The organism is Methylophilus sp. DMC18 (assembly GCF_056314005.1).
In genome coordinates this window covers 316,502-327,628 of record NZ_JBQUZE010000003.1, presented here as the reverse complement: position 1 = coordinate 327,628, position 11,127 = coordinate 316,502, and the positions used below count along the sequence as shown (strand labels likewise).

The 11,127-nt window shown below is 55.4% G+C and carries 12 protein-coding genes; 3 read left to right on the top strand and 9 right to left on the bottom strand.

What is annotated here, in order from left to right; translation table 11 throughout:
* Positions 1–61 precede the first annotated feature (61 nt).
* Positions 62–598 (bottom strand): nucleotide exchange factor GrpE, encoded by a 537-nt coding sequence (gene grpE, locus ACT53G_RS08570; protein ID WP_275356311.1) that lies wholly within the window; start codon positions 596–598, stop codon positions 62–64.
* Between the two features lie 250 nt (positions 599–848).
* Here grpE and ACT53G_RS08565 point away from each other — a divergent pair, with 250 nt between their 5' ends.
* The gene (locus ACT53G_RS08565) at positions 849–1,355 is read left to right on the top strand and encodes a type II secretion system protein (protein WP_194748661.1); all 507 of its coding nucleotides are present in this window, start codon (positions 849–851) and stop codon (positions 1,353–1,355) included.
* Positions 1,356–1,394: 39 nt separating this feature from the next.
* On the opposite strand, the gene waaC is transcribed toward ACT53G_RS08565, so the two are convergent.
* Entirely contained in the window at positions 1,395–2,345 is a 951-nt protein-coding gene (gene waaC, locus ACT53G_RS08560; protein WP_476169163.1) for a lipopolysaccharide heptosyltransferase I, read from the bottom strand.
* Positions 2,346–2,375: 30 nt separating this feature from the next.
* On the opposite strand from waaC, the gene ACT53G_RS08555 reads away from it, so the two are divergent.
* Positions 2,376–3,506 (top strand): glycosyltransferase family 4 protein, encoded by a 1,131-nt coding sequence (locus tag ACT53G_RS08555; RefSeq protein WP_476144390.1) that lies wholly within the window; start codon positions 2,376–2,378, stop codon positions 3,504–3,506.
* A 4-nt stretch (positions 3,507–3,510) separates the two neighbouring features.
* Here ACT53G_RS08555 and ACT53G_RS08550 read toward each other — a convergent pair whose 3' ends face one another.
* The 6 genes from ACT53G_RS08550 to bioB are packed head-to-tail and all read right to left on the bottom strand — an operon-like array spanning position 3,511 to position 9,091.
* On the bottom strand, positions 3,511–4,563 hold the full coding sequence (locus tag ACT53G_RS08550; protein WP_476169162.1) for a rhomboid family intramembrane serine protease: 1,053 nt from the start codon (positions 4,561–4,563) through the stop codon (positions 3,511–3,513).
* A complete protein-coding gene (gene bioD / locus ACT53G_RS08545) occupies positions 4,564–5,208 on the bottom strand; it encodes a dethiobiotin synthase (RefSeq protein WP_476169315.1) in 645 nt (214 codons plus the stop codon).
* Positions 5,208–6,086, bottom strand: coding sequence for a malonyl-ACP O-methyltransferase BioC (bioC, locus tag ACT53G_RS08540; RefSeq protein WP_476169161.1), 879 nt, complete (start codon positions 6,084–6,086; stop codon positions 5,208–5,210). The genes bioD and bioC overlap by 1 nt, the downstream gene beginning before the upstream one ends.
* Positions 6,087–6,878: a pimeloyl-ACP methyl ester esterase BioH gene (gene bioH, locus ACT53G_RS08535; protein ID WP_194748665.1), complete on the bottom strand. Its 792-nt coding sequence runs from the start codon at positions 6,876–6,878 to the stop codon at positions 6,087–6,089.
* Positions 6,875–8,059: an 8-amino-7-oxononanoate synthase gene (gene bioF / locus ACT53G_RS08530; protein ID WP_476169160.1), complete on the bottom strand. Its 1,185-nt coding sequence runs from the start codon at positions 8,057–8,059 to the stop codon at positions 6,875–6,877. The genes bioH and bioF overlap by 4 nt, the downstream gene beginning before the upstream one ends.
* Positions 8,060–9,091, bottom strand: coding sequence for a biotin synthase BioB (gene bioB / locus ACT53G_RS08525; protein WP_409934468.1), 1,032 nt, complete (start codon positions 9,089–9,091; stop codon positions 8,060–8,062). It abuts the gene before it with no gap.
* A 391-nt stretch (positions 9,092–9,482) separates the two neighbouring features.
* On the opposite strand from bioB, the gene ACT53G_RS08520 reads away from it, so the two are divergent.
* Positions 9,483–9,935 (top strand): ComF family protein, encoded by a 453-nt coding sequence (locus ACT53G_RS08520; RefSeq protein ID WP_476169159.1) that lies wholly within the window; start codon positions 9,483–9,485, stop codon positions 9,933–9,935.
* Between the two features lie 9 nt (positions 9,936–9,944).
* Here the strand turns inward: ACT53G_RS08520 and ACT53G_RS08515 are convergent, their stop codons facing one another.
* A complete protein-coding gene (locus ACT53G_RS08515) occupies positions 9,945–11,123 on the bottom strand; it encodes a tetratricopeptide repeat protein (RefSeq protein WP_476169158.1) in 1,179 nt (392 codons plus the stop codon).
* Between the last annotated feature and the right edge of the window lie 4 nt (positions 11,124–11,127).

Here is an 11,127-nt window from a genome sequence, read left to right as displayed (position 1 = left end):
CTCTGATGCACTGAACATTGGGACATCTCTACAGATTTCAAGTCCCTGTTCACAATATGGATTATTTTGCCTGAATCACGGTCACCAGCGCTGGACGCAACACGCGCTCATTCAGGCTGTAGCCTTTTTGCAAGACGCTTAATACCGTATTGGGCTCACCCTCTGCTGGCACCATGCTGATGGCTTGATGCTTGTTCGGGTCAAACTTCTCACCCACCGGGTTGATTTCAGCAATATTGAATTTCTCAAATACGCTCAATAGTTGTTTTGCAGTCAGTTCTACGCCATTTTTGTAGCTATCCACATCGGCGTTCTCTACCGCCAACGCGGCATCCAGGCTGTCCTTCACTGCCAGCAACTCACCACTGAATTTTTCGAGCGCAAATTTACGCGCCTTATCAATATCGTCAGCAGCGCGGCGACGAATATTCTCGCCTTCGGCTTTCACATACAGCACCTGCGCCTTGGCTTCTTCCAGCGCTGATTCGAGTTCGGCAATGCGGGCATCTTGAGTATCGTTCGTGAGATCTGGTGTGGTTTGGCCATCAGGCTGGCTGTTGATTGGCTCAGCCGCTGATGCGTTATTTTCTTCTTGCATATTGCTCCCCTAAGATTTATTACGGTATTTTTTGCAAATGGGGAGCAGTCGCAGAGATTTCAAGGGCCATCAGATAAAATTTAGGGCGCTATCTTGGGTTGATGTGCTTGAAACGTCATCCTTGCCCAAAAGAAAAATCGAGATCAGACTCAAGCAAAGAAGTAGCAATATATCTTGCATCTTCTTGGCTGATTGTTTGGCGGCTTCCAAGATAGAATCAAAGGTGTATTTGATATGAGATGCTGCCACCATGTCATCGATATTTAAACATCGAGGATTTACTCTGGTCGAGCTTGTTTGCACCATTGCCATTTTGGGTATTCTTGCTGCATCTGCGCTTCCACGCTTTGCGAATGTTGCAAGCAGTGCCCGAATTTCGACTTTATATGCTTTTAAGGGCACAATTATACAGGCGGCTACAATGGGTAGAAGCATGTGTTTTTTGGATCCTGAATGCAATATGAACGCAGATGGTGGGCAATTTCCGACCACGGTGATAGAAGGCAAGACGATTTATTTTCATTATGGATATCCGACGGGATGGGGTCGTTTTTTTGTAGACGATGGTGTCGGTAGTCTTAGAGATTTAATGGATATCACGGGCTTCAGTTACACACAGCATCAAGGCGGTTCTTTCCAGACTGTATATACCAAAGATGGTGCAACAGACCCACAAAATTGCAAAGTGATTTATCAATTGAGCCCAGATGGCCAGCCACCATTGATGTCCGTCAGCTTAGTCACCAGCGGCTGTTGATAGCCCGGCCATCGGTGTTGATAATGCGTCCGGCACGAATCACGCAATTGGAGCCAGCATGGCTATCACATCGTTCACTAACGGCATTAACCCAGCCCCACCGAGATTCATCGCAGGTGAAACTCGCCCTGCTGCCACTCCCGTGTAAGCTGGCTCAGTATCCGTATACAGGGCCACAACAGGCACATTTAATGCCGCGGCCAGGTGAGAAAGCCCGGTATCAACACCAACAGCGAACCGCACATGAACCATGCGACGAGCGAGTGTTTGCAGATCCATTTGGGGCAGTACCAGCGCATCTGGCACTTGCCCTGCAATGCGTAATGCACGTTGATGCTCCATGTCGTTGCCCCAAGGCAGCCACATTTGCAATCCTTGCCGCGCATAATACTGCCCCAAGGCAACCCAATGAGTTTCTGGCCATAGTTTGCTATCGCGGCTGGTAGCATGGAGAGCGAGAAATGCCATGCTATGAGCATCTGGACATTGCGCAGACAGTCCGTAATTGGGTTTTTCCAATGGCATCGCATAATGAAGTGCGCTGGCCGCCAGGGTGCGCATCCGAATCACAGCATGCTGCCGGTAGGGAATCGCATAGGTGTGCTGATAAAAGCGGCTGGCCAGGGGCTCACGAATGGAATGCCGATCATAGCCGTGGCGCGGACCGCGTGCCCAGGTGGCCATCACCGCACTTTTGAGCAGACCTTGCAAATCCAGCACGGCATCATAAGGTTGAGCCGCGACAGCCTGTTTGACTGACGAAATTTCACGCCAGGTCTGCCAACGCCACCACTGCTTGCGCCAGCGGCGCACCGCGACGGTAAACACTTGCTTTACCTGCGGATGCAATCTTGGAATATCTGCAAAACTTTCTTCTACCAGCCAGTCAATCTGCGCATCGGGATGATGCTGCAAGAGATCCTCCACCACCGGCAAAGCGTGGATGACATCCCCCATGGAGGTGGTTTTGACGATCAAGATGCGTTTCATGGCCGCTATTTTCGCATACAATGCCAGCGCATGAAGTTTGCGTTTCTCATATTCAAATACTTTCCCTACGGCGGTGTGCAGCGTGACATGCTGCGTATTGCCCGCGACTGTGTGGCATTGGGACACGAAGTCACCATTTTTACCGGCGAATGGCGTGGCGAACAACCATCAGGCATACACATCCGCTTGCTCAAGGCCCGCGGTTGGCTCAATCATCACCGACACACCTCGCTGATCCGCCAGATGCAGCAAGGGATTGCGCAAGGCAAGTTTGACCGTATTGTCGGCTTTAACCGCATGCCGGGGCTGGATGTCTATTTCGCCGCCGATCCCTGCTATGCCGAACGCATGTCACGCGAACCCTGGTATAAAAAATTGTCTGGCCGTTACCGCTTTTTTTCTGCCATGGAGCAGGCCGTGTTTGGCCCCCAGGCAGGCACACAGATTTTGCTGCTTAACCAGCATGACCAGGCGATTTTTCAGCGTTGGTATGGTACCGACCAGGCACGCTTTCACCTGATCCCGCCCAATATCCCGCTGCAGCGATTTGCTGACTTAGCCGCCCAGGATGACCGCGCCTATGTGCGCCAGGCATTTGCGTTACCAGAAGACGCCATCGTCTTGCTCACCGTCGGTTCGGCTTTTTTGCGCAAAGGCGTGGACCGTGCAATCAACGCCTTGAGCAGCCTGCCAGAGACACTCAAGCAACGTTGCTGGCTAATCGCCGTCGGAGAGTTTGAATCCAGCAGCAATATGCAGGCCTATGCTGCTGAGCGTGGTGTCGCCGACCGTTGTATTGAAGCTGGGGGCCGCCCGGATATCCCGGCGCTCATGCTAGGCTGCGATGTGCTCATACACGCCGCGCGCTCAGAACTGGCCGGCATCGTCATCATTGAAGCGATGACGGCCGGTTTGCCGCAATTGGTGACCAGTGTGTGCGGCTATGCGAGCTATGTTGCCGCTGCCGGGGCAGGAGAAGTATTGCCTGAACCGTTTGATCAGGCCGTGATGAACCGCACTTTGCAGACCATGCTCACCAGCTTGCCGCAACAACGCTGGGGCCAACAGGCCCGCGCATACGTCGCCCAACTGGCCGCCAAACAGGTCTCAGCGCCTGAAGCCCGCATCATTGAGGCTGCTTCAAGCCGCCGCCCACTTTAACCGATTAAGGCGCAGCGGGTCGGCCGGCCTTAAACGGCAGATGCCGCAGCTGGTCCGCCGCCGCCTTGCTGGCTTCACTGCGTTTCAAGGCATAGGCTTTGGCCTGCTCAAGCAAGGCCGCAGAAGGCAGCTTGGGGTCCTCAGACAAGCGGGACAGTTTTTCAAAGCTCTCTTCATAAGGCGTGGCGACCTGTGCGTCAATCTGCGCCGCCATTTCATCAAAACTGACACTGCCCTCTCGCCCTTCAAGCATGATCTGCTGCCATTTGTGCTGAGCCTGCTGGTCAACCTGGTTGAGTTTTTGCAATTGCTTTTGAATCGCCACCTCTTGCCGCCAGCGATATTTGGGTGCCGGCAAATGCGTCAGCAAACCCAGCACGACCAGCGCCCAGGCCAGCCCTGCCAAGGCTTGCGATATAGTGATAGCGGGCGAGCCACGTAAAAAAGCGGGCAACATGAGCAAGCCCAGCACGCCGCCGGTCAAAAACCCGCCAATATGCGCAGAGTTATCAATACCGGGGATCACGTAGCCCATGCCTATGGTCAACGCTGAAAAGAGCATGCCTCCCCAGAACAACCAGCGAAACTCAACTTGCTGCATCTGGTGTCTGGCAACCCAGAGATAGACCAGCAACGCGCCATAGATGCCAAAAATCGCCCCGGAGGCGCCGCCTGACACCGCCTGATTGCCCTGAACCACCAGCGACAACAGATTACCGCCTATACCGCTAACCAGGTAAATCAAGAAAAAGCGTGCAGAGCCGAACATGCGTTCGACCAGCTTGCCGCCATCCCACAAGGCCAGCATATTCATGCCCAGATGCACGGCGCCAAAGTGTAAAAACATGGCGCTGCCCAAGCGCCACCACTGACCATCGGCCGTGGCTGGGGCAAAATTGGCGCCCCAGGTCAGCTGTACTGTATTGGGCGAGTGCCAAAACCCGGCGCCACCAAACAGCATGAGCACGAACACCAGCACATTGAGCGCAATCAAGGTGCGCGTCATCGGCGGCACAGGTGCGCGCAGCTCAATGCGAGGGGTGGGTGAAGCGTGCATCTAGGCGAGGGACTCCTGAAAAGGCACCTGCAACAAGGGCGGCTGTTGCAAGCTATCGATTAAGGTTTGCAGGTTTTCTTCTGGCATAGACATCTGCGGATCAATCCTGTTCGCGACCCAGCCACAACACGCTATCTGCCGCGACTTGAGCCCCTCTGCCGTCAGCAGCGCATGGTTGATACAGCCCAGGCGCATGCCGACCACCATCAGCGCAGGCAATTGCAGGGCCTGAATCAAATCGGCCATGCTGTGCGTCTGGTTTAAAGGCACCAGCAAGCCCCCTGCGCCTTCCACAATCACCACATCGGCCAGCGTGGTCAGTTGTGCATAGGCGGCTTGAATGACCTCAAGCTGAATCTCCACGCCGGCTTGCGCAGCGGCGATATGGGGCGCAATGGCCGGTGTAAAGCGGTAGGGATTAATCAGTTCAGCAGGTGCTGTCACGTTGGAGGCTGCAGTCAGTAAACGCACATCTTCATTTTGCCAGCGGCCATCCAGCCACTCGCAACCTGAAGCCACCGGCTTCATGCCGATCACCGTCTTGCCTTGCGCAATCAACTGCTGCATTAAACAAACGGTGACTGTGGTTTTACCGACACCGGTATCGGTGCCAGTGACAAAAAAACGTGAGGGCAACGGCTGCATCATGCCCCCTGCGTGGCGGGTTTGCGCGACATAAATTGCACCGGACTGGTCCCGGGTGCCGTGTAGGGCTGGCTCCCGGTCCAGGCATGTACAAACACCACTTCATAGGTGGCGGGCAATTTACCCTGGTGGCGAAAAGCCTCATAGCCCTGACGCAATTGCTGCAAAAAGCCCTTGCCACTCAAGCCCTTGGCACGCCCCGCCGTCGCATTATGTGCGCCAATCGCTTTGAGGTCGCGCATCACAGATTCCACCGTATCGTAGGTCAGGGTGTAATGCATCACATCCAGCACCGGCGCGCTAAAGCCAGCCCGCGTCAGTGCATCGCCGATATCATGCATGTCAATAAAACGGCTGACATGGGTGTGTCCTTGACCAGAGGCTGCACGCAGTTCTTTCAGCGTATCCGGGCCCAAGGTGGCAAACATGAGCAGCCCGTTGGGTTTCAGCACACGCCTGAATTCTTGCAATACGGTGTCCATATCGTTACACCACTGCACGGCCAGGTTGGACCACACCATATCAACACTGGCGGTCGCCAACGGCATGGCTTCAATGTCGGCACACACCATTTGTGGTTTGGCCTGCCAGAAGCGATACCAGGGAAACAGCGTTTTCGTGCGGGCCAGCATACCTTCGGCAATATCCAGCGCCACGCCTCTTGCCTGCTTAAAGTGTTTGAGCAAGGCATGCAAGCCATGACCGGTGCCGCAACCTGCATCCAGAATCACCGCAGGCGCCAGCTTGACCACGTCCAGACGGCTCAACATTTCCTCACGTACCTGGCGCTGCAAAATGGCGGCGGCATCATACTGTTTGGCCGCACTGTGAAACGACTGGCGCATGCGCGTCTTGTCGATCTGATAAACATCCTGCATTTAATGCTCCCCGGCGCGCACAGCGGGCTCATCCGCCATAAAGGCTTCCACCGCTTCGCAAAAAGCTTCCGCATGTGACAAAAAGGGCGCATGTGCCGCCCCGGCGATCACGCGCAAATGGGCACGCTGCAAATGCATGGCCAGCCAGTGCGCTGCCGAGACCGGCGCCAGCGTGTCTCTATCCCCGTGAATGATCAGCGCGGGCTGGAACAAGCGCCCGACCTCTTCGCGCAGATCCGTCTGCATCAAGATATCCAGGGCCTGATTCAGGCTATCTTGGGTAGGCGTGGGTTTGGCGCCAAACGCAATACGCAATTGGCGTACCGTGCTGCGCGCATCTTTGGCATGCATGCATTGCAGGGTCAGAAAATTGAGCAAGGTGGCATTAAAGTCTTGCGCAAACCGCTCGTTGAACTGCTCAAAATGGCGGGCTGCAATGCCATGTGACCAGTCTGGTTTACTCACAAAACAGGGGTTGGTCCCCACCAGAATCAGCTTCTCTACCCGGTCGGGTTGATTGAGGGCAATTTGCTGCGCAACCAGGCCGCCCAGCGACCAGCCTAAAATGGTGGACACACCGGGGATTTCCTCAGCCACCGCTTCGGCCAGACTATGCAAGTGATAAGGATAAACCGGACGGCTCTGGCCCATGCCGGGCAAATCCACCAGAAACAGTCGAAAATGGGTGGACAGCCGCTTCGTGACCCGTTCCCATACCGCACTGTTCATGCCCCAACCATGGAGCATTACCAGCGGTTTGCCTTGCCCCATGATTTCGATAAAACAACTCATCCCACCGCCCCGATAGCTAACTCACGTTCGGCATCGTGCAAGGCTTGAATCAGCGCCCTGACGTCGGACTCACGATGGGCAGCCGACAGGGAAATCCGCAGGCGGGAAGTGTTGACCGGCACGGTAGGGGGCCGGATTGCCGGCACCAGAATGCCACGCGCCTGCAAATACTGGCTCAATGCCAGCGCCTCATGGTTATCGCCCACCACCAGTGGCTGGATAGCGGTTTCTGACGGCAGCAAGTGCCAACGGGTGAGTGAGAGCTCACTCTTGAGCAGCGCAATCATGTCAAACAATTGCTTTCTGCGCGCATCGCCCTGCTCTATCTCTTTCACTGAAGCCAGCAAGGCGGCGGACAGCGGTGGTGGCGCAGGCGTGGTATAGATATAACTGTTGGCGTGCTGAATCAGGTAATCAATCACGATTTGTTGGCCAGCTACAAAAGCACCCGCCACACCCGCAGCTTTGCCTAGTGTGCCCATCATGATCAGGCGTGGCGACTGCAGCCCCAAGTGCTTGAGCGAGCCACGCCCTTGCGGACCGAGCACACCAAAACCGTGCGCATCATCCACATACAAATAGGCATCATAGCGTTCACAGAGCGCAAGATACTCAGCCAGCGGCGCAATATCGCCATCCATGCTGAACACCGCATCAGCGGTAACCAGCTTGTGACGGGCCGTGCTGGCTTGCAATAATTTTTCCAAGGCGGCCACGTCATTGTGCGGAAAGCGATGATGTGTGGCACGTGACAAAAATGCGCCATCATTCAGACAGGCGTGATTCAGCTTGTCCGAGAACACGGCATCTTCACGCCCCATCAACGCACTGACGACGCCAATATTCGCCATGTAGCCGGTGGAAAACAGCAAGGCTGCCGGTTGCCCGACAAAAGCCGCCAGCGCCTGCTCTAACTGATCATGATAGCGGTGATGACCGGTAATCAGATTGGAGGCGCCACTGCCCACGCCCGCTTCGGCAGCGGCTTGTTGCAAAGCGGCCACCAGCGCAGCATCGTTGGCCAGGCCCAGATAATCATTGCTGCAAAACGACAAAAACGGCTGGCCATTGGCGGTGATATGCTCGGCCTGCGGTGAATCCAGCAAGCGGCGTTGACGCATCAGGCCCAGTGTTTGCCGTTTTTCCAGATCGGCCCGTAAAGACTCCAGCAGATTGCTCATTTAGATTTTCTTCAAGCCTAATTTGGCAAACAGGGCATTGTCAGACTCAACCTCAGGGTTGCCGGTCGTCAGTAATTTTTCACCGTAAAAAATACTGTTGGCCCCGGCATGGAAGCACAAGGTCTGCACGGCTTCGCCCATGCTCTGGCGGCCCGCTGACAAGCGGACAAAGCTGGTCGGCATGGTGATGCGAGCGATGGCGATGGTACGCACAAACTCCAGCGGATCCAATGGGTCGGTGCCATGCAAAGGCGTGCCTTCCACTTGGGTTAACAAGTTGATGGGCACGCTTTCCGGCGGTTGCTCCATATTGGCCAACTGGGCAATCAGGCCCGCGCGCTGCGCACGGGTTTCACCCATGCCAATAATGCCGCCGCTGCACACATTGATATTCATGCTGCGCACGCGGTCCAGGGTATCCAGACGGTCCTGATACGTCCGCGTGGTAATCACATCGCCATAGAACTCGGGCGCGGTATCCAGGTTATGGTTGTAATAATCCAGCCCAGCCTCTTTCAGTTGCTCGGCTTGCCCATCCTTGAGCATGCCCAGCGTGGCACAGGTTTGCAGTCCCATCGCCTTCACTTCAGAGATCATTTTGAGTACAGGCTCCAGGTCGCGCTGTTTGGGTCCGCGCCAGGCGGCCCCCATACAGAAACGGCTGGCACCGCTTTCTTTGGCCGCTTTGGCTGCGGCTAGCACCTCGTCCAACTGCATCAAGGGCTCGTTTTCAACCTCGGTATGATAACGCGCAGCTTGCGGGCAATAGCCGCAGTCTTCGGAACAGCCGCCCGTTTTAATCGACAGCAGTGTGCTGACCTGCACGGCGTTTGGATCAAAATGCTCCCTATGCACAGTGTGCGCTCTGTGCAGCAAATCATTGAACGGCAACTCAAACAGTGCCATGATATCTGCAACGCGCCAGCGCTCAACCGTTGGATGACAGGAAGCCGCAGGCTTCAAGCCATCCAGATTAATGACGGAGGTTTGCATTTCGGTGCCACAAGCAGTAGCAGAGGTGTGTTGTTCCATAAGTCCCACGCATTAAAAAGTAGATGAATAATTTGGCCGAATTATATGTTGTTTAAAATCATACGTGAAAAAATTTTACAACAGCTTAAAATTTAAACAAATCAACACCACTCACTGGTTGTCGCAGTGGCTGACAACGACGCTGCCCTGCCCGCTGTGCCATCTAGCCCCAGGCGCTCGCCAACCTTCAGCGACTGACGAGCCAACCTCCCCTCCAAACGGACTTTGTTTAGACTGCCAGGCCAGCCTTCCCTGGTACGAATCGCCGCGTTGCCCACAATGCGCATTACCAAATACGCGAGGTGAGCTGTGCGGCATCTGTTTACAGCATGCCCCCGCCTTTGACCAGACGCTGACCGTTTTTCGCTATGCCTATCCGCTAGATCGACTCTTGCATCAATTTAAATACCACCAGCAATTGCCATGGGGGGCGCTATTGGCTCAGGCCTGGCTATCCCGCCTGCCAGTGTTACCCGCGAGCCAGCAGCCACCCGTCCTGGTGGCGATGCCCATGCACCTGAACCGCGTCAAACAGCGTGGGTTTAATCATGCGCTTGAATTAGCCAGGCACTTGCAAAAGCAGTGGCAAATTCCGTTAAGGATAGACGGCTGTGAACGATTGATAGACACGCCAGCGCAAGCAGGGATGGACATGAAAACAAGAACCCGCAATCTACGCGGTGCCTTTGCGACCTCGCAGCGATGGCAAGGTCAGCATGTGATGATCGTGGATGATGTGATGACGACAGGGGCCAGCATGCATGCGCTGGCAAAAGTCTTTAAACAGGCGGGGGCTGCACAGGTGACGGCGCTCGTGCTGGCACGCACCCTCAAACAGGACTAGCTAGCACAATTATTCGGCATTGGCTTGTACGCTGCCACCCAGCTGACGGATGCGCTGCGTGACAAATTCGAGCAAGCGCTCGCTTAACGGCAGGCTTTGCGCTTGTTGCAATTGCTGCAAGGCTTGCGCATTCTGGCCCACGGCTTGTAATGAAATGGCATACGCCACCATCCATTGTGCATGCCCTGGCCGCAGCAGCGTCGCGCGCTCAAAATGCGGCAAGGCAGCGGCATGCTGCCCGGTTTGCTGATAAGCCATGGCCAGCATCCATTGCGATTCGGCATCTTGCGCCAGCACATTGACCACCGGTTTTAATGTTTGTAACACTGCCTCTGCCTGACCATGTGCCAACTGCCATCTGGCGAGTGATTTTGGCAAACCCACTTGTGCCGGAAACTGCTTGATGCCGGCCTGCAGAACCGAGACAGCCTCGGCCTCTTGCCGGGACTCAAACAAATAGGCGGCCAACAGCTGGCGTGCATCTTCAGACTGCGGATAAATCGTCAGCGCTTGCCTGAGCATTGCCAACGCCTCGTTCAAACGACCTTTTTGCTCATGATCGACGGCACGCTGGATCAAGACATTCACTTCCTGCTCCGGTCTGACATGTTTATTGACCATACCTTTTTCGGCTGACTTTTCATCACTTTTGCCCTGGTTCTGGTCCGCGTGCGTCTCCAGTGTAGGCGCGATGGTGGCAACCGTGATTGCCGCCGTATCCGCGGACTTCATGCTGTACTCACCCTCAACTTGTGGTGCAGCAGCATTAGCCACTGGCTGAGCAACGACAGCGCGCGCACTGGGCTTTGCAGAAGCAGATTCGGACTGCCAGGCACTGAACAATGACCTGGTCAACTGCGGCGGCGCCCAAGTCGCCACCGTGCCTGCCTCTGCGGCTGCCGGGGATAAAACAGTCTGTACGCGTGTTTTTTGGCCCTGAGCCTGCGGCGCGGCCTGGGGTATCGCAGTCACATGCTGCGGATAAAAATACGCCATCAACATGGGCGCATTCATCCACACCCATCCGGCTGTCGCAAGCAGCAGCCCGCCGCCTATCAGGCGATTCAACCAACGGCCAGCTGGGGCTGGCTGTGCAGACAACACTGGCTTGACCTGCCCGGCCCAACCATCAGTGGTGTTGCCCTGACGGGCCTCTACGTTTTGTAACACCTGATTAATCAAGCTCATTTGA